The 18,842-nt window shown below is 39.6% G+C and carries 16 protein-coding genes; 9 read left to right on the forward strand and 7 right to left on the reverse strand.

Features of this window, described 5'->3' with window-relative positions:
- Window positions 1-10: 10 nt before the first annotated feature.
- The 6 genes from HMPREF9018_RS06675 to HMPREF9018_RS06700 all read right to left on the reverse strand — a co-directional run bounded on the left by HMPREF9018_RS06675 (window position 11) and on the right by HMPREF9018_RS06700 (window position 7,687).
- The gene (locus HMPREF9018_RS06675; protein WP_008449702.1) at window positions 11-2,200 is read right to left on the reverse strand and encodes a peptidase domain-containing ABC transporter; all 2,190 of its coding nucleotides are present in this window, start codon (window positions 2,198-2,200) and stop codon (window positions 11-13) included.
- Window positions 2,201-2,761: a hypothetical protein gene (locus HMPREF9018_RS06680; protein ID WP_008449663.1), complete on the reverse strand. Its 561-nt coding sequence runs from the start codon at window positions 2,759-2,761 to the stop codon at window positions 2,201-2,203.
- Window positions 2,762-3,087: 326 nt separating this feature from the next.
- Entirely contained in the window at window positions 3,088-4,167 is a 1,080-nt protein-coding gene (locus HMPREF9018_RS06685; RefSeq protein WP_008449660.1) for an IS110 family RNA-guided transposase, read from the reverse strand.
- A gap of 162 nt (window positions 4,168-4,329) precedes the next feature.
- Window positions 4,330-6,069, reverse strand: coding sequence for a TonB-dependent receptor (locus HMPREF9018_RS06690; protein WP_008449688.1), 1,740 nt, complete (start codon window positions 6,067-6,069; stop codon window positions 4,330-4,332).
- Between the two features lie 8 nt (window positions 6,070-6,077).
- Entirely contained in the window at window positions 6,078-7,355 is a 1,278-nt protein-coding gene (locus tag HMPREF9018_RS06695; RefSeq protein WP_008449654.1) for a radical SAM/SPASM domain-containing protein, read from the reverse strand.
- 152 nt (window positions 7,356-7,507) lie between these two features.
- Window positions 7,508-7,687, reverse strand: coding sequence for a hypothetical protein (locus HMPREF9018_RS06700; RefSeq protein WP_009012962.1), 180 nt, complete (start codon window positions 7,685-7,687; stop codon window positions 7,508-7,510).
- Between the two features lie 206 nt (window positions 7,688-7,893).
- Between HMPREF9018_RS06700 and HMPREF9018_RS06705 the strand changes: the two genes are divergently transcribed.
- The 9 genes from HMPREF9018_RS06705 to HMPREF9018_RS06745 all read left to right on the forward strand — a co-directional run bounded on the left by HMPREF9018_RS06705 (window position 7,894) and on the right by HMPREF9018_RS06745 (window position 17,517).
- Window positions 7,894-8,319 (forward strand): hypothetical protein, encoded by a 426-nt coding sequence (locus HMPREF9018_RS06705; RefSeq protein ID WP_019036535.1) that lies wholly within the window; start codon window positions 7,894-7,896, stop codon window positions 8,317-8,319.
- Between the two features lie 732 nt (window positions 8,320-9,051).
- Complete coding sequence (locus tag HMPREF9018_RS06710; RefSeq protein ID WP_008449695.1) at window positions 9,052-10,011, forward strand: TOMM precursor leader peptide-binding protein; 960 nt, start codon at window positions 9,052-9,054, stop codon at window positions 10,009-10,011.
- Window positions 10,012-10,023: 12 nt separating this feature from the next.
- Window positions 10,024-11,319 (forward strand): YcaO-like family protein, encoded by a 1,296-nt coding sequence (locus HMPREF9018_RS06715; protein ID WP_009012965.1) that lies wholly within the window; start codon window positions 10,024-10,026, stop codon window positions 11,317-11,319.
- A gap of 4 nt (window positions 11,320-11,323) precedes the next feature.
- Window positions 11,324-12,208, forward strand: coding sequence for a SagB/ThcOx family dehydrogenase (locus tag HMPREF9018_RS06720; RefSeq protein ID WP_009012966.1), 885 nt, complete (start codon window positions 11,324-11,326; stop codon window positions 12,206-12,208).
- Window positions 12,186-13,058, forward strand: a complete 873-nt coding sequence (locus tag HMPREF9018_RS06725; protein WP_008449715.1) for an ABC transporter ATP-binding protein — start codon at window positions 12,186-12,188, stop codon at window positions 13,056-13,058. Before HMPREF9018_RS06720 ends, HMPREF9018_RS06725 begins: the two co-directional genes overlap by 23 nt.
- Window positions 13,059-13,205: 147 nt before the next feature.
- The gene (locus HMPREF9018_RS06730; protein ID WP_008449671.1) at window positions 13,206-13,928 is read left to right on the forward strand and encodes an ABC transporter permease; all 723 of its coding nucleotides are present in this window, start codon (window positions 13,206-13,208) and stop codon (window positions 13,926-13,928) included.
- A gap of 77 nt (window positions 13,929-14,005) precedes the next feature.
- Complete coding sequence (locus tag HMPREF9018_RS06735) at window positions 14,006-14,458, forward strand: hypothetical protein (protein ID WP_230586368.1); 453 nt, start codon at window positions 14,006-14,008, stop codon at window positions 14,456-14,458.
- Between the two features lie 45 nt (window positions 14,459-14,503).
- Window positions 14,504-15,286: a tetratricopeptide repeat protein gene (locus HMPREF9018_RS06740; protein ID WP_008449717.1), complete on the forward strand. Its 783-nt coding sequence runs from the start codon at window positions 14,504-14,506 to the stop codon at window positions 15,284-15,286.
- A gap of 65 nt (window positions 15,287-15,351) precedes the next feature.
- Window positions 15,352-17,517 (forward strand): TonB-dependent receptor, encoded by a 2,166-nt coding sequence (locus tag HMPREF9018_RS06745; protein ID WP_008449669.1) that lies wholly within the window; start codon window positions 15,352-15,354, stop codon window positions 17,515-17,517.
- A 167-nt stretch (window positions 17,518-17,684) separates the two neighbouring features.
- Here the strand turns inward: HMPREF9018_RS06745 and HMPREF9018_RS10715 are convergent, their stop codons facing one another.
- Window positions 17,685-18,821 (reverse strand): ISAzo13 family transposase, encoded by a 1,137-nt coding sequence (locus HMPREF9018_RS10715; RefSeq protein ID WP_008449745.1) that lies wholly within the window; start codon window positions 18,819-18,821, stop codon window positions 17,685-17,687.
- Window positions 18,822-18,842 lie beyond the last annotated feature (21 nt).

The following is an 18,842-nucleotide window of genomic DNA, read 5'->3' on the forward strand; positions in this document are numbered from 1 at the left end:
CTTTCTGCTGTTAGTTGCCTAATTCTAACTGATTTTTTACGAGGTTATAGTATGCACCCCGCTTTGCTGTGAGTGCTTCATGGTTGCCAATTTCTACCACCTTGCCTTTATCCAATACCACTATCTGATCAGCATTCTTCACCGTACTTAGGCGGTGTGCCACGATAACCACCGTCTTGCCTTTGTAGAACTCATCAAGATGTTCTACTATCATACGCTCATTGTTGGCATCGAGCGAGTTGGTGGCTTCGTCAAGAAAGATATAGTCGGGATTCTTATACACTGCCCTTGCTATCAGGATACGCTGTTTCTGTCCTTGACTCAAACCAACGCCATCGCGACCGATCTTAGTGTTGTATTTTAAGGGCAGTCCCATTGCATAGTCATGAATACAAGCTATTTCAGCAGCTTTCTGCAATCGCTCCTTGTCAATCTCGCCGTCATCTACGGCAATGTTCCTTGCTATACTCTCGGAGAATATCACACCGTCTTGCATCACCACGCCACATTGCCTGCGCCACCATTTCTTATTAAGTGCGTTTACATCTGTTCCGCCAATAGTTATTTGACCTCCCAATACGGGGTAATAGCCTAACATGAGTTTGATGAGCGTTGTTTTACCGCTGCCCGATGCGCCCACAATGGCTGTTACCTTACCTTTGGGGATAGTGAGACTAACATCATCTATAATAGTTTTCAGTGCGTGAGGGTCGTATTTGAAGTTTACGTTTTCAAGGTCTATGCCTTCGTTTTCTTCTTTCACTGCTGTTTCCAATCCTTGCTTTCCGTTCTCATCATCCATACGGTGGATTTCATTGATACGTTCAAGGCTTATCTTTACATCCTGCACCGAATAGAAGAAACTCATCAACTGCTCGACAGGTGAGTTGAGTTGCCCAATGATATACTGCACGGCAAGCATCATACCCAGCGTGAGTTGTCCATGAATGACGGCTGTTGCTGCGACCACCGTGATGACGATGTTTTTCAGTTCATTGATGAAGATGCTGCCTGCCTCTTGTGTCTGTTGGAGTTTCAACGATTTCATCTGCACTCCAAAGAGGTCTGCCTGCACGTCCTCCCATTCCCAGCGTCTGCGCTGCTCGCAGTCTTGGAGCTTTATCTCCTGCATGGAGGTGATAAACTCGTAGGTCTTGTTGTTGTTGATGGCTTGCTGCTCAAAGAGTTCGTAGTCAAGTACCTTTCTGCGCCTGAGGAAGAGTGCAAGCCAACCGCCATAAAGCAGACTGCCGAGCATGAAGATGGCAAAGACGAGCCAATTATAGGATAGCAGTACGATGCTGAACACCACAAAGGTGAAGAGTGAGAACACGATACTGAGCGTCTGTTGCGTCAGAAACGTGTTCACCCTACTGTGGTCGCCCATACGCTGCATGAGGTCGCCCATCAGTTTGGTATCGAAGAATGACATCGGCAGCTTTAAGAGCTTGATGAAGAAGTCGCTTACCAATGAGATGTTGATGCGCAGCGAGATGTGCAGCAACAGCCAACGGCGAATAAAGTCGATGGCAGTACGGCTCACGGTAAGCATCAGTTGTCCTAAGAGTATCAGCCATATAAAACCGATATTCTGGTTTTTGATGCCCACATCCACGATAGACTGGGTGAGGAAAGGCAGAATAAGCTGTAACAAACTGCCCACGAGCAAACCTAAGACAATCTGCCCGAAGTACTTGCGATATTGCTTGATGTAGCCAAAGAGGAATCTGAACGAGCGTTCCTCTGTTGGCTGTTCCTCCATCTGCTTTTCATAAAATGCTGGTGTGGGTTCCAAGAACATGACTATTCCTTTCTCCTCACCGTCCGATTGAGTGCTGACCCAATGCTTCTTAAATACTTCGAGGTCGTATTTTACATGCCCTTTTGCAGGGTCTGCAATGTAGAATCCGTTCTTTTTAACTTTGTATAGTACAACAAAATGATTTTGGTTCCAATGGAGTAAGCAAGGATAATTTATGTCTTTTATTTGATACAAGCTTGCTTTTCCACATAGCACATCAAAACCTAAGGCTTCTGCCAATTGTTTTAAAGCCTGCATTGAAACACCCTCATTGGTTATAGTACAGGTATTTGATAGAGTTTCAAATGAACACTTTCTACCATAATACTTACAGACCATAGCCATGCAGGCAATCCCACACTGCATGGCGTCATGTTGCCTATAAAAATAAAAGGACATTTATTTTGCTGTGTTGTATTTGGTAAGACCGGAGTCGTTGTCTCTATTATTAATGTTTTTACCCAGATGCCTTCGTGAATTGCCTTTTGACAAAGAATAGACGAAAGTCAGTGCCACAAGATTTTTGAAATTACCCCATCGGGTCTTTTCTACGAAATGGAATGAAGGAGTGTCCGCATAAATCCTGGAAGGATCGGGATTGTAAATGAACATGGCACCCACGGTGATTGCACCTAATTTATAGGTAAGGGATGCGTTCGCATTATACCCAATCTTCTCAAAGACATCACCTTCAACAGTGGTCATCGGTAGATTGTGGTTGGTAATGAACTGCCACTTGCCTGCCACCACCTGACAAGAGATTCCGACATTGTTCAGATTGTGGTTGACACGCTGATTAGGCGTATTGTATTTGGAAGACAGATAGTTATAGTAAGGCTGCAAAGTTAGCCAGGAGAAAGGTCTGCAACTCAGAACAAGCGATGCGCCATACTCGTTGACATGGCGGATGCCCACAATCTGGTTCACGAAGTCCGAACCGTCAGCGGAAACAACTGTCATATTCTTCTATGTTGCTTTCCAAATAATTGGAAAATATTTGTAATTTATTAACTGTTCATTATCAATCACTTAGCGTGAAGTTTATTAGTACGATGACTTTAGAAGAAGCAACAGCCACCAGCCCGGCATGGGAACACCGGGTATGGAAAGGCTACGAACAACAGACCTATCAGACAAACTTCTATGAGTTGACACGGACGTATCCGCCCAACAATTTACTTCTTCAGAATATAGGTAAAACGCAACAATCTTATCGGAGATGACACCCGAAGGTCCATCAATTATGAAAAGGAGTCGTTTTATGAAGTTGTCCGAAAGTCTGTATGTTATTCTTTATCCCATCTGTATGGCTCATATTTCCTACTGTTCTTGAGTACCGAGAAAATGATGTTGGACATCTTTCTGGCTATTTTGACTATGGCCTCCTGCGGTTTCATGGACTGCTTGTATCTGGCATAGGCCATTCCCAGTCCGTAATCTCTGTAGATGGCTATCCATGCAGCCTCTATGATCATCGGTCCGAGATGCTTGTTGCCACGGAAAATCTTCTCTCCGCTTGCGGTTTTCTCTCCACTGCTATGACAGGTCGGTATCAGGCCGAGATAACTGGCGAACTGGTTCTCGTTACGGAATCTCTTCACATCGTAGATTTCTGTCAGTATGCACATGGCTACACTTACACCTATGCCGGGTATCGATATCAGAAGCTCGTAATTGTTCCTGTACCTGTCGGTCTGCGCAAGCTTTCGTATGGATTTTGTCGCGTCCAAGAGTGTCTGGCGTATCGTCTCCACCTGCTTGACGAGCAAGTCCAACGACAATCTTGAGGAGGAAAGCAGCACGACATCCTCCTTGAGCCATTTGATGAAAGCCCTTGACCAGTGCGTCCCCGGTCTTGCGAACCGCTCGGGTATCTCCACGCCATTGCAGTGCAGCAGGTGTTTCACCCTTGCCTTGTAGCCAGAGAGTTGTTTCTGTATGGTCTTCCTTATGCGGATGACTGACCTGTCATCGATATTCTCTTTCTCACGGATGTATATGGGACGGATGTCACCGGCGCGCAAGGAGCGCGCAAGTTTGGCTGCATCTACCTTATCGGTCTTCATCACCTCCTCGTACTGGGTGGTCGGAACATCCGCGGCATGGGTCACGACACAGTTGATGCCGTACTCCTTGAGAGCGTAGTATGTGGAAAAACCACTGAAGCCTGACTCATACACGGCATGGTACTCGCCATCAGGGAAATGCTTCTTCAAAAAGTCAAAGAGCGTCTTTGCGGAGGCTTGCTGCGGGTGCCTCTCTTTGTAACCCGACTCGGTCAGCACACAGATCTCCCAAGTTTTTGCATGCACATCAATTCCGATGTAAATCTTTTGTCCTTTGAAGGAAATTTTGTTTCTTTGCATATCGGTACGGTTCTAATTGTTTGTCATTTGTCGTTTGCACTACAAATATACAATCCAATTATTATCGTACCAACTTTTTCCTTGCAGACTATGAAAAACACCGCGGTGGTTTGCCATGCGGCCGGAGGCGCGAAGCCTCCGAAGAGCGGCATCCGACTTGTCTTAGTGTGTTAGCCTTTGCAAACATAGTAACTTGCTGGGATAGTAGGCATGGCTGACGGAAGGTTTGACAAACCAGATATTATTGGCCGACGCATACTGGAAGCTAAGTTCGGTGCGGTAGAAATGGTAGGGCTTCAGACTGCTGTTGCCTTGTAGATAGAATCGTTCATCCACGACGGTACGACTATCTGTGAGCTGACCGACGTTAGGAACCGCAGATGCTATGGACGACGTCAGGCGTAGCGAACTGTGTTTGTGCAGCTGGTAATTAAGAGAAACAGAAGGCCGCATAAGGATGTAGTTGGCTATTGCCTTCGTCGCAGTTCTATATCGGTTGTTCTCCACACCGATTCCCAGGTTGTAGGACAATGCCCCCCATTGATTGGTGTAGTCGGCGTATAGGTATTCCTTTTGCGTATTCACTGTCGACAAATTGGATGCCCCGTCTGTCTGACGCAGGTTTTTGTATTGATAGTAGGCTCCTATCTGTATATTTCCCTGCCACAGTTTGTCAGTATAAAGTGCTTCTGCTATTAGCGAGTAAGACTTGTTGTCGACGACGTTGGTAAACGTTCCCGTTCCCGAGGTGTTTGTTAGATTATTGTTCGAATTGGATTTGAAATAAGTGTTCACCACATTGACCGACAGACTGTTGCCTTTACGGAAGGTGTGTCCGAAGTAGATGTTGGCCGATATGGATGAAAAGTCACTTTGAAGCCTTCTGTGGTTGGCATCTTCCAATGTACCCGTCCGCAAGAGCTGTTGACTGTATTGCTGGGTAGCCGGAAACTTACGATATTCTAAAGTGATATTGAAAAGGTTGCTGTTTTGGAAACGCTGATAGAATAATTGTCCTATGTGGTAGGTACCAGTGTATTTACCCGACAGACCCTTGTAATCGTTCGTCACATCCGGATAGACATAACGGTTTTCCATGGTGTTCCGGTCAAGATGTCTGTAGTCCAGAAAATATGCCGCAGACACCTTGTTGAGCGAATCGCTATAACTGGTGGAAATCAAGTTGGTACCATATCCTGTGGTGATACTGTTTTTGGTGTCGAGATATAGTGAATAGTGCCTTTTGTTGGTGCGCTTAGTCGCTACATCTAATACAGCACCTATCTTCTCATGCGCAAACCTTGCAGGCGGATTGGAATAGTAGTGCAGGGTCTTTATTTCGTCGGCTTTGAGCAGCATCAGTTCACGTACCGACCTCCTGATTCCATCAATCAGCACCAAGACAATTTTACCATCTGCCGTCAGCAGTTCACCGCTGTTTGTTGAAAGTCTGAATTGCGGCAGGCTACTGATGGCCTCCAAAGCGTTGTTTCCCATCTGTCTGGCACGCCTGTCTAACAGGATGATGTCTGCGTTGCCGAAGCTTCTTAGCCCTTGAGCCGACACAGTGACCTCTGAAAGGTTCTGTATGCTTTCTGTCAGCTTGACCACTCCGACATCGCCACGCTTGCACGTTAGCTGTTGTGGCCGATACCCTAAACAAGAGAATTTCAACAGGAACTGTCCGTCTTCGTCTACATTCAAACTGAAGGTTCCTTTTGAATCCGTCAACGTGTGAGCAATGGCTGCCGTGTCAGATAAGCTGGCCAATACGCAGTCAACGCCGGCTAATGGACAGCCAGACGGATCGGTCACCGTACCGTATATCCTGTTCTGTGCGTTGCTGCTTATCAACGAGACTACAAAGGCAAACCATAACGTTGTGAAAATTCTTGCCACCATAATATAAATTATTTACACATTGAATCAATGTAATTTACCATCGAATCTTCCAAATTGATATCCATTCCATCGAATTTACACGCATTTACATATTCATTATCCCTTGGACACACCCCCATACAAATTGGAAGTTGTTTGCATTGTAAGCACCGTTTATTCTCAAAGGATTTCACCTCATATTTTCTGATAAAATCCATGTTCCAAGAAATAGAACCATCGTTTTGAATAATGCCATGAGTTTTGTTCTCATACAAATCATTGCATGCCGTACATTTTATAACATCACCATTAAAATTAATGGCATTATAATACTTACGACTAGCGTAACATGGAACGAAGTTTGTGATAACGTCCAGACGTATTGTGTTATAACCAGATTGTTCAAATAAATTAAGAAGTTCTCCGATGTCTTTATATCTATCTTTCCTTACCTTTTCTTGCCATACTTTTTTGGGGGTAATCGTTATTCTTCCCCGATTAGCCATTGTAATGTGATGGTTGATTTGATCTACTATTTCATAATTTAGATTCTCGTCAGTATAGTTAATTCTCAATAGAATATTAACAGCCTTTGTATTGCTGAGCAATTGGTTGATGTTGTTTAGAACATGATCGAATGCAGAATCACAACCTTTCTGATATTTTACTTTATCATGGTTCTGTTTGGGTCCATCTAATGTAATATGAAACCGCGTCATGCCAAGTTTTTGAATTAATGGAATGTTTTTGGGGAAAATGAAGTAACCATTTGATGTAGCTGTTGTTGAATATTTTACACCTTTTTTCTCACATTCTTTTTGTGCGAATTCACATATTGGCTTTATAATTTGTTTTAAGTACATTAACGGTTCACCACCAAACCATTCGATTTGAAGTGATTCTATATTCTGTACATCAATCATATATTTGATGTGTGTCATCACATTCTCCATTGTACTCTTCGACATTCTTGAAGGTATATGATTTTGTATGCAATACCAACATTTAAAGTTGCAATCCAAGGTTGGTAGAATGATTAACAGATAGTTCTTCTTGTTTACTGAATCACAATATCTTTTCCTAATTATTGAAAGCTCATCAGTATTATCCGGCACAATGAAACCACTTGCTGATAGCTTGTCTTTTAGAACTTTAGGGATGAACTCAATTCTTTCTTTGTCTGTGAGTAGCCTCTCTATTTTTAACCCTAAATCCTTGGGAAGCTTAAAATAAGTGTGTTCAAGCCCATTGTACCAATAAGATTGGTTATTTTGGTATATTATATAGTTATAATTACTTGCTTTCATATATTACAATACTTAATTAACATCCCGTAAAAAAATAAAAGAGCCATATCAAGTATGGTAATGAACGATATGGCTCTTAAAGTGTTGAAGTTTCATTATCATCTACCACGAAATACCTTCAGGTACACGTTGAAATGATGTAGAACTGTTCATTAAGCATGTTGTACCCCCGGTTGAGATTGATCTGTCACAATAATAACATCACATCCGCATCCGGCAACATTGTTAGAACATCCTGTCTGAGAGGCTGCCATTTCAGAAGCTCCACCCTTGACTTCAAGCGACTCCATTAAGGATAATTCCTCAACTGAAAAAAGTTTTTGGTTTTTCATTTAATGTAACATTTAATCGCCTTCTTACTGCTTCAGGCATTGCATTCTTTTGTCGTCAAAATTAGAAAAATATATAGTTGAGTTCAAATAATTTCGATGTTTTCTTGCAGGTTTCCTTGCAAAATCATACTTTTGTATGATAATATATAATCTTTCATGTAACATTATATAGTCAAAAAACGTGAACACGTAAAAAACTCCATAGAATGACGATTTTCGATATTTTAAAAGGGTTAAAAGAGGCAGACGACAACACACAGAGTATCCGGAGTCAAGCCACCAGTGATTATTCTCCTTATATAAAAAGTGCCCAAGCTACTGATAGGCTTGGATATGGAAAAATAGTTCTGATTGATTTCTGTCAATATACTTTTCTATATATATCACCATCTATTTTTTCAACTCTACAACAAAAAAGATTTAGAGATAACGGAGGAAGAATTGATAATATACTTGATGAAAGGCAGTTAAGCTATTTGAGCAATATTCTTAAATCGTATTTCGCGTTACAAAAAAACTATGCCCGTATAGAGTCCTCTGTCTTGCATTTTGACTTTTCAATAAATACCTCTTTATGTAAGCAAATGATACATGCCTCGTTGACCCCTTGTTTAGTAATGATAAAAAAATAACTTGGTATTTTTTTCTCTCTCTCCATGAAACCATATAGTTCCATTTCTGGAGTTTTTCATCAATTGAATACACTGCTCAAGACCGATGCCTCGGCTCCGAAAATGTACCAAGTTATTTTTTAATCATTACTAAAAACAAGCTGTGGCGCTTATTTTTTTGAGAAATCCTTGCATATCTCGAAGAATTTCCATATATTTGCCACACATTATATATGTGTATTTTGTAAATGAAATATATGAAACAGTCCTGGCTGTGTAAACAGGAGCGGATACCGAAAAGCTTACGAGTAGGTTTCTTTAAAATAATACAATTATGAAAACGAAAAAACTACTAAGCCACACAAATTATGCAGCTAAAGTTGTTGCTTCAGGTTGTTGCTGTAATTGCAATTCATGTTGCTGCTGCTGGTCACTTTTCTCCTCCAGTGCATCCATGGAACAGGCTGCTGTAGCCTAATAGTAGCCAAATGAGTGTAGCTCGTTTTGAGTCAGCTATTCTCTAAATCATTAAAAACGAGGTTGTTGTGAAATCACACACATATACTACGATTATTAGTTTATGGTACGATTATTCACATTTATCTGTTACGCAGAATGAGATTTTAGCAGTTATTCAAACAACTATCAAAAATCAACAAGTCTGTTTTTGAAGCCAGACTATCTTTCGATTCATCACGAAAGGAAGAAGCGGAAGATAGCTGGTTTCGATTTTACCCATTAAATTAAAAAACAATGAAACAATTTGATATATTCTTCGATAATGACAATAAACTGTATCAAGTAAGAACCAAAACAGATACAACAACCATAGAATTTACAGATTCCGAAAAAGAACTGATTTTTAAAGACTTGATCAGATTGTACGATACACGGGATAAAATATCTTTTTCAACAATCCAAAAACTATTAAATAAGGCTGACTATAACAAACTTTTGGATGTAGTAAAAGAGTTACAAGAATGTGGAATTCTAGATGAACTGAATTTCGAAGCAGAAGGTGCCACTGTTATTTCTGATATATATAATGAAGTCAATCACAAACCGGTTTCAGAAATGAAGATTGCTTATATTGGCAATACAGATTTTGGCAACCAAGTGAAAGAGAAATCATCCGAATATAACATAGAACATTTTGTTATCTACTCAATAGATGAATTGTCGGATGAAACAATTGAGTCAATCCTCTGTAACAGCGATTTTATCATTGTTGATTCTTTGACTTGGAATCCGTACAAAATGCACATTATCAACGAGAAGGCATTGAAACACAGCAAACCATGGTTATTGATTGAAGGACTGACTTTCTCTGGAAAATTCAGTATTGGGCCGATTTTCCACGGCAAATACACAGGATGTTATGATTGTTACAAAAATAGAATAAGGAGCAATGACGAATTCATCAACTTCAATGACTCTTACGTTAAATACCTTGAAACAGAGAAAGCATCAGCAAAACCAGACTTGAATATCCAACCGGTAGTAAAGGATATGGCTTCCGCTATTGTAATTGCAGATATGCTGAAGTTTCTTTATGCCTGGTATCCCCCGGAAACTTGGAAGTGTTGTATATTGATAAATCCGTCCAATTATGAAGTAGAAAAGCATACTTTTATAAAAGCTCCGATTTGTCATGTATGTAAACCAGCATTGGATTATAATCCGGCTCCGTGGCTCGAATCAGTAACTCTTTAACATAAAAAAACAATGGATGCAGTCAACAACTCTCTGATTAAAGGTACAATGCTGATTTCCAATCAGTTTGGAATTGTAAATCATGTATCCAAATTACCCAGGCTCAATTACGATCCTAAACTTGTAAGCTTTGGTATTTGGCCCAGCAACACTCTGGCTTTCGGAGCAGAAAAGTATGAAGGAAGAAGTAGCGGATGTAACTTTGATCTGCAAAAGTCATTTATGGGAACTTTAGGTGAAACGGTAGAAAGGTATTGCCCCGTATTCTACAATAAAGAGAATATGATCCTAAGTTCTTATAAAAATCTAAAAGTACACGCTATACCGCCCTCGGAATATGCCTTGTTCCATGAGAAGCAATATGCCCAGGAAAATTATCCTCTCCATCGGTTCGACGAGAATATCGAATTACATTGGGATAAATGCATGGATATTACTAATGGGAAAGAAACCTGGGTTCCCGGAGCATGCATCTATCTTCCCTGGTCATGTGAAAAGCAATGGATAAATGTAAGTACATCAACAGGCTTGGCAGCACATACGAATTGGGACAAGGCTTTGCTGGTTGCATTACATGAAGTCATTGAAAGAGATTCGTTTTCTCTCACTTGGTGGCAGAAAATAAGCGCTCCAAAAATTATTATAGACGAGGATATCAGCCATTTTATCCATGAGCGTTTTCCAGCAAGCTACGAGTGGCATTTTATGGATATAACTTACGATTTAGGTATTCCGACAGTTTATGGTATCTGTTTCGGTGAAGCCGAATATGGTAAATTTGTAGCCGTAGGCACTGCGACAAGAGACACCTATGGCGAAGCATTGAAGAAAGTTATTCTCGAAATGGGGCAAAGCGTCAGCTATTTCAGATATTTGTTAGGAGAGAAAAAGAATTGGCAGCCTTCTGAAAACTTTCATACATTACTGGATTTCGAAGACCATTCTATACTATATATAAAAAAACCAGAACTGTGCGAGGTCTTCAAAATCTGGACGGAAACAAAGCCGACCAGAAAGATTGATTTTCTTGAAGAGTCTGCACGCTCAACCAAAGAGAACATCCGGCACATTACCAGCGTACTGAAGTCCAAAGGTTACAATGTATTAGTAAAAGACATCACGACTCCTGATGTAAATCAGGCAGGCTTCTATTGTCTGAGGGTTATCGTTCCTCAATTAATACAAATGGGTGGTGCGTATTCCTTTTATTTCCTGGGCGGAAAAAGACTATATACGATACCGCAGGAACTAGGCTACAAATGCTATCCTTTTGAAGAATTAAATGTATATCCACATCCATTCCCTTAATAATATGAAAACAATAAAATCAAAAGCATTAATAGCAAGCTTAGATTCAGGACTATATGGAGCTAAAAATTTTGGTGAATCGTTGGCTTTGATTTTTAACGAGAATGTGAAATTTGATAAGTTTCTGATTCGCAAACAAGTTGAAAGTATCCAAAGTTTCTCCAATAAATACGTCCACCAACGCTCGTGCCAACCGTATAAAGTGTTTCCCACCAGCAAAGAGTATGATTTGAAACCTTATCTCAAAGAGATGCCTGGTAGTGAAAAAACCAATCTATTCAATATCCTTGCTAAGCGCCGTTCCGGAAGAGCCTATTCTCCTTACTCCATTTCGCTCAACGAGCTGGCGCTACTCTGCCATTATAGCTATGGAATTAGCGGAGAAGACTTTAATAAAGAATCAGAAGCTACGTTACGATTCAGAACGGTTCCATCTGCAGGTGCCTTATATCCACTTGAATTATACGTATATTTGAATACAAGTGTATTGCCTAAAGGAATTTACCATTATAGCCCCAATAAGTCAGTTCTCGAATTCATCAAAGAAGAAGATTATATGGAATATTTAAGAGAAAATCTCGTAGCAGAACCTTTCGTGGATTTGCAACATTGTAGTTGCGTGTTCTTCATCACGTCCTTCTTTGAGAGAGTACTTATCAAATATGGCGACAGAGGCTACCGATTTATACTTCAGGAAGTTGGATTTTTAACTCAGAACATCTCGTTACTCGCCGAATTTCTCGAACTTGGCTCTTGCGTTCTGGGAAGCTACGTTGATGACAACATCAACCAGATCCTCTCTGCTGACGGAACCTTTGAAACTGTGCAAAATGTGATTGTAATTGGAAAAAACAAGGAGGTTCAAGATGACAATGTTACAAGCAAATAATATTTCTTTTTCGATTCAGGGTACTTCCATCCTGCGCAATGTATCGCTGGAAGTTAATCCTGGAGAAATTGTAGCTCTATTAGGACAGAACGGTTCCGGAAAGACAACATTCATTGAGTTGTTGTGTAATATGATGAAATGTTCATCCGGCAATTTCGCATTTTTCGGAAAAGGCAACTTCGACCAGAACAAACAGAATATTGGTGTGCTTTGGGATAATCCGGTTATTTTCCCCATGTTAAAAGTCAAAGAAATAATCGGATTCACTCGAAGAATCTATAACATATCGGAATTGCCACGAGACATCTACGATTTCCTTGAATTAGATAAGATAAAGAATAGGTTCTTTTATCAACTTTCAAAAGGGGAAAGAAAAAGGGTTGCCATTTTTTTGTCCGTATTACATAACCCGTCATTGTTGATTCTGGATGAACCGACCGCCGATCTCGATCCGATGATAAGGGAGGTTATCTGGAGGAATATTTTCAAAAGCAAAAACCGGGGTGTCCTGTTCACGACACATCTTTGGGAAGAAGCCGGAAAATATGCAACCAAAATCTATTTTATCTACGAAGGGAAAATTATCTCGAAAGCATTGAGCCCGCAGGAATTGATAAATGAGTCGGCATATCAGCAAAAGATTGTCATCTCTAAAGAACTGTCCGGCACTGATCCTTTTGAAAATGATGAAAATGTATTGGTCATCCCAGATGATAAATTCCTCAAAATATACTTGAAGAGAGAAGATACCAAAACATTACAAAAGGTTCAGACCCGAACCTACAATTTTTCACTTATGCCTGTTGAGTTAGAGGATATATATCAAATTTTAGTAATGATAAAAAAATAACTTGGTATTTTTTTCTCTCTCTCCATGAAACCATATAGTTCCATTTCTGGAGTTTTTCATCAATTGAATACACTGCTCAAGACCGATGCCTCGGCTCCGAAAATGTACCAAGTTATTTTTTAATCATTACTTAACAAAATCAGAAAGATGAAAGTACTCATAGCTTCAATCTATTATCAATTGCTTTCTTCCATGAGAATCAAGCAAGCCGTATTTTTTACGGTGATATTTCCGGCATTTATTTTCCTTATATTTTCCAGTATATGGGGAATCAACAACAAAGAATATTGTGTATTCTTGCTGACGGGAATTTGCGCTATGACCATAGCCAGTGACGGATTATTCGCTATTGGCGGGGTTATCAAACAGTATTACACATCAGGAGTCATGAAGTTCATAAAAGTAATGCCTTACAACATCATTACTCATATTATCAGTTTGGTATTCAGCCGGATGATTTACATCCTGTTTTCTTTTGTAATACTGTTTATATTAGGTAGAGCCATATTTGGCGTGACATTAAACGTGCCGCAATACCTTTCCATACTGTCAGGATCAATATTGGGATTAATAGAGTTTTCTTTCTTGGGCTTACTGCTCTCTTTCACCAACATGAAAGCTGAAAGCGAAAAAGGATTAATCAACATCATCTATTTTGGACTGATATTTTTAAGTGACACATTTTATCCGATGACAGAAATAAATCCCGTATTCGAAGGCATTGTGGAATTCTCCCCGATTACGCCCGTGTTGAAAGTTCTCAGAGGTGATTATACCTATACATTGTATTTGGCTTTGTGGGCCGCGGCTTTCATGATAGCTTTCTATTTTTGTTTCAAAAGATTTCAAGTAAAAAGGAGTAAACAATGATCACATTTATAATTACTTTCATTATCCTGATGATGCTCCACGAACTGGCTCATGTATTGACAGCAAAGGCCGTAAATATGAAAATAGACAAAATAGGGGGCACTTGGAAACCTCTGCCTCATATTTATGTTTCTGTCATCAACGCACAAGTGTCTAATAAAAAGAATTTTTTATTCCTGATAAGCGGCAATGCTATGACATGGTTCTTATTCGTTATGCTAATGATTTACGGAAGTATGTTCAAAGTCCCTTATCCGGTTTATATGGCATTCGCCACTCAACTGATTTTCGAAACGAATCCATTCTTCTCGGATTACACAAAATTATTTTGCTATTACAAATACATGAAATGGTTAAAATTACAACTCAAAGTAGGTAACAAATTAACTTACAAAGAAATAGAGGCTAACCGTTCATTTATTATTCAAAAATATATGTATAGCAATATATGGTATTTGCAGTTCGTAGGCTGGGTATTTGTGGTGATTGCTCTATTATCACCTCACCTTTTACCTTCTATCATCCTGTGAATTGACATATATCTTTAATTTATCAACTCGTTAAAAAGAAAAAATATGAAAAAGTTTATCGTTTTGTTTGTTACTTTCTTTGCCATTGCAACTATCACTACAAGTACGCATGCAACCGGTATGAACCGTAATTCTTCTGTCGGAACTCCAGAGAATATATTAAATGGCATCCAAGACAAAATCGAGACAGCCATGAACAACTGTTTCGCCCGGAATTCCGTTTCTCCTCTTGACAGTATTTCCCAAAAGCTAAATAAACTGAAAAGTCAAAATAACATCGTACTTTATTGGAAATCTTACGTCAATTATTATAAAAGCGTCTTTTATGCAAAGCTGGGAGATAAAGACAAAAGCAAAAAAGCTATCAAAGAGGCATATATAACTCTGGAAAAAATGAATAACAAGAACTCGGAAGATTATGCATTGCTGGCTCTGACCCAAAGTTTTTATATACAATTCACTTCAGGAATGGCCGCCGGAGTCCTTTCATCTAAAATCACAAGAAATGCAGAGAAAGCTTTGAAGCTTGATTCAACGAATCTGAGAGGATGGTACGTTCTGGGCAGCAATGATTTCTATACACCCGCGAGTTTCGGTGGTGGGAAAAAAGTGGAGTATTATTTGAAAAAAGCTATTTCAACAGTGCCTAAAAGCATAAAAAACCCATATCTGCCTACTTGGGGAAGAGAATATGCTTTCGAACTATTAATCCGATATTACATCCAGAACAAAAAAATGAACGAAGCCAGGAAATATGTACAAATGGCGGAAAAAGAATACCCGAACAGTTACTTTATTGGTGAGTACAAAAAAATAATCAATAAATAAACCCTCCACCTACATAGGTAAGATAAAATCAAACGATTTATAAATAGCTAAATATCCGATCGAACATGAGAATAGACTTCCATTTATTCAGTTTGTTTCTCCTGTTTTTAATCAGGTCATCATATATATATGCGCAGGATGCGAATATACAGGGAAAAATAACAGATAAGAAAGGTGAACCTATATTGGCGGCCAATGTCTATCTGAAAAAAGAACCTGATAAGGGAACCATTTCTGATATAAATGGATATTTTATTCTCCGGTGTCAAAGCCATAGTTTCAACAATGATACGTTGATCATCTCTTTTTTAGGTCTGAAAACCAAAATCATTCCAACAGTGCACTTAGATACAAGCAAAGAGATATCAATCGTTATGGAAGAAGATCAACAGATGCTTGTAGAAGTAGTGATTATGGCTAATCCATCTTTATCAAGAGAATTCTCAATAAAAGAAGTTTCTAAATTTGATATTTATAATACCCCTTCTTCTGCCGGTGACGCATTGAAAATGGTCACTGTCCTTCCTGCATCCACCAATGTATCAGAAAGTGCCAATGTCGAATTGAGAGGAAGTGCCGGCGATATGTCAAGAGTGATGTTAAATGAAGTACCGGTATATAAACCCGTACGCAATTCCCAGATAAATGGAATCGGAAATTTCAGTCTGTTCAATACAGAAATGATAGAAGAGCAAAACGTCTATGCCAGTAATCCCCCATTGGTCTACAGCAATGCAACTGCGGGCCTGGTAGAGATAGGCACAATAAAGAAGTTGTCAGCAAGCGAAACGGCTCTCTCTCTATCACTTGCAAATATCGGTTTCCTCCACTCTCAGCCCATTAATAAAAAAAGTTTTCTTCAGATATATGGAAATTATCAATTTTCTAAACCTTATTTATGGGTCAATGCAAATAATAAGGATATTAATAAATTTTCATCAGAAGATACCGGTTTGAATTTTCATACAGAATTAACCAAAAGGTTAAGCATCAATCTTTATTCCTATTTTATTAATGAAAAGTATCTGGCTAATGATTATTCTTATACTTTTTCAGGGACAGTGGATGCAGGTAAAAGACGAAATTTCAATATTCTGAATTTCAAATACAAATTGGGCAAAGGATTTATCTCAATAAACAATGGCACAGACTTTTCAAACGAGGACTTTAAATTTGGCAATATTTTATCCAAGCAAAAGAACTGCTATGTATACAGTAACTTCGATTTCAAATATTATTTCACTCCGTCATGGAATTTACAATCCGGTTTTTCACATGAATATACCAAGCAAAATTACCGGAGCCGGTTTCCAAAGTATTATTTTGCGGTAAAACCTGAAAACCCAAGTTATTATTTTGAAAACAGTATATCAAACAACAACCTCGAATTTTATCTGTATAACAGAGTGCAGATCTTTAACGAATTAACTTTAGGTGTAGGAATCAGAAAAAATATACCTGTCAAGAAACAATCCGGATATTGGTCTTATCAAACGAACATAAAATATTCATTCAATAATTATAATTCTATATTGGCCTCTTTAGGGAAGTATAACGGATATGCAACCCCATATTACAACACACAGGAGTTTTCCTCCATATCAACGAGGCAGTATTCATTGGAGTATTCATTTTCGAGAAATGATTTCAATCTCCGGTTGGCTACATATCATAAGAAAGAAAATCTGAAGGAAAACTTTTCTGAAACAGATACTTCCGAAAGATTATTAAGAAAAATATGGGGAGCGGAAATCAGTATGAGTAAGAAATACGAAAATTTGACAGGTTCACTTGCATACACTTATCTCTATTCCAAATTCAGAAATGGGGGCAAATGGTATAACTCGTACAACCGGATGGACTATTTAATAAAAGCGTTTATTTCTTACTATCATAAGAAAGCAGGCACTGTCTCACTGTCTTGCTTAACCCGGCCCGGGCTTTATTATAGCCCGATAATAAATGCCGAGATAAATGAAACAGGGGCATACAAACCTTTATATGGCGATTATAATGTGAAACAATATTCAGGATATTGCAGCGTTGACTTCTCTTACAACAAAGTGCTGACCTTAAAATCATCCAATTTAATATTCTTTCTGACTGTCAACAACATCTTTGACATCAAGAATGAAAGCGCCATAATGTTCAGCGAAGACTATTCTACGATAACAGGATACAGACACTATAACAGACGTTCCATCTACACGGGAATGCAACTTCGTTTTTAAAACCATTTAGTAATGATAAAAAAATAACTTGGTATTTTTTTCTCTCTCTCCATGAAACCATATAGTTCCATTTCTGGAGTTTTTCATCAATTGAATACACTGCTCAAGACCGATGCCTCGGCTCCGAAAATGTACCAAGTTATTTTTTAATCATTACTTAGTAACGTTTAAAAAATAACTTGGTATTTTTTGTCTCTCCATGAAACCTTGTAGTTCCATTTCGGTAGCTCTTCATCAAAGGTAATATGCCGTTGACAGACATCATCATAATTGCTATCCACACAACGAGAAGTGTCGTACTTCTTTCTGTTGATGTTGGTGAAGACACAAAGGCCGGATTTCGTTCTGGCCTCTGCGGCAAGTTCGCATGCCTGCTCAACGCTCTCGAAGGAAATACCACTCCATACTCTGGTGATTTGAGAGAAAAGCCTGTGTTCAATGGGGTTCCACTTCGACGTGTACGGGGGATAGTGCGCCACTATTATGTCAATATGGAGGTCTTCGGAAAGTTTGATCAGCTCTTGCTTGAAAAGCCTGCTGGAACTGCTGTTGGAACCTCCACCGTCACAGAGCAACATGATGGCAGTTGCATGTGGATAGATGTCTTGGAGCACACGATACCAGTAGTACTTGAAGTTGTCGCAGAAGAACCCGGCTGTGTCATGGCTTATTCCGAAGCTCATGTATCCAGTATTCTTTTGAACATCGTAGATGCCATAGGGAATGATTTTGCCGCTTGCAAAGGAGGGGAAGTCATGGTCCCTGCATCGCGGCGACCTGTCGCAGTATACCTGTCCGCCTCTTCTGAATGGGCCGACCAACTCTTTCTTCTTCGTGTCTATACTGAAGACGGGTATGTGATTTTCTTCACACATGCTTCTCATTGCGGAGATTTTCTCGAACTGTTCGTTTCTTTTATTGCACTCTGCCATCGAGGTACACTTCTTCGGAGTGCGTTTCTTGAATCCCTCTTTGGATATGATTTGTTTGAGGGTGTGATAGCTTATGCTTATTCCGTAATCCACCTCCATCTTGTCTCTTATGATGCCAGGCGAATAGAAAAGCATGCGTACGCTCTCATCTTGCGGCAAGCCGCCTATGGCATCTTCCGTAATCTCCCGGAAGATGTCGATATACTCGGGATGAACACTGAGAATACTCTTTCTGCCTCCACCTTTCTTCCTTATGTGTCCGGCAGCAATTGTGTCCCCGCTCTCAAGCTCGTGAATACCTCTATACACTGTATTTCTGGTGACATGATATGTTTTGCAGACCAGACTCACGCCGTGCGTTCCAAGTTCCATCGCCTTGTGGGCACAGAACAA

Source organism: Prevotella amnii CRIS 21A-A (assembly GCF_000177355.1).
Classification (GTDB): domain Bacteria; phylum Bacteroidota; class Bacteroidia; order Bacteroidales; family Bacteroidaceae; genus Prevotella; species Prevotella amnii.

Bases quoted from the DNA above. Each gene is read 5' to 3' on its own strand.
- HMPREF9018_RS06735 (WP_230586368.1), top strand. From the start codon at position 14,006: ATGAAAATAGACAAAATAGGGGGCACTTGGAAACCTCTGCCTCATATT.
- HMPREF9018_RS06700 (WP_009012962.1), bottom strand. From the start codon at position 7,687: ATGAAAAACCAAAAACTTTTTTCAGTTGAGGAATTATCCTTAATGGAG.
- HMPREF9018_RS06675 (WP_008449702.1), bottom strand. From the start codon at position 2,200: ATGTCCTTTTATTTTTATAGGCAACATGACGCCATGCAGTGTGGGATT.
- HMPREF9018_RS06685 (WP_008449660.1), bottom strand. From the start codon at position 4,167: ATGCAAAGAAACAAAATTTCCTTCAAAGGACAAAAGATTTACATCGGA.
- HMPREF9018_RS06710 (WP_008449695.1), top strand. From the start codon at position 9,052: ATGAAACAATTTGATATATTCTTCGATAATGACAATAAACTGTATCAA.
- HMPREF9018_RS06715 (WP_009012965.1), top strand. From the start codon at position 10,024: ATGGATGCAGTCAACAACTCTCTGATTAAAGGTACAATGCTGATTTCC.
- HMPREF9018_RS06690 (WP_008449688.1), bottom strand. From the start codon at position 6,069: ATGGTGGCAAGAATTTTCACAACGTTATGGTTTGCCTTTGTAGTCTCG.
- HMPREF9018_RS06680 (WP_008449663.1), bottom strand. From the start codon at position 2,761: ATGACAGTTGTTTCCGCTGACGGTTCGGACTTCGTGAACCAGATTGTG.
- HMPREF9018_RS06745 (WP_008449669.1), top strand. From the start codon at position 15,352: ATGAGAATAGACTTCCATTTATTCAGTTTGTTTCTCCTGTTTTTAATC.
- HMPREF9018_RS10715 (WP_008449745.1), bottom strand. From the start codon at position 18,821: ATGGAACTTGGAACGCACGGCGTGAGTCTGGTCTGCAAAACATATCAT.
- HMPREF9018_RS06730 (WP_008449671.1), top strand. From the start codon at position 13,206: ATGAAAGTACTCATAGCTTCAATCTATTATCAATTGCTTTCTTCCATG.
- HMPREF9018_RS06705 (WP_019036535.1), top strand. From the start codon at position 7,894: ATGACGATTTTCGATATTTTAAAAGGGTTAAAAGAGGCAGACGACAAC.
- HMPREF9018_RS06725 (WP_008449715.1), top strand. From the start codon at position 12,186: ATGACAATGTTACAAGCAAATAATATTTCTTTTTCGATTCAGGGTACT.
- HMPREF9018_RS06740 (WP_008449717.1), top strand. From the start codon at position 14,504: ATGAAAAAGTTTATCGTTTTGTTTGTTACTTTCTTTGCCATTGCAACT.
- HMPREF9018_RS06695 (WP_008449654.1), bottom strand. From the start codon at position 7,355: ATGAAAGCAAGTAATTATAACTATATAATATACCAAAATAACCAATCT.
- HMPREF9018_RS06720 (WP_009012966.1), top strand. From the start codon at position 11,324: ATGAAAACAATAAAATCAAAAGCATTAATAGCAAGCTTAGATTCAGGA.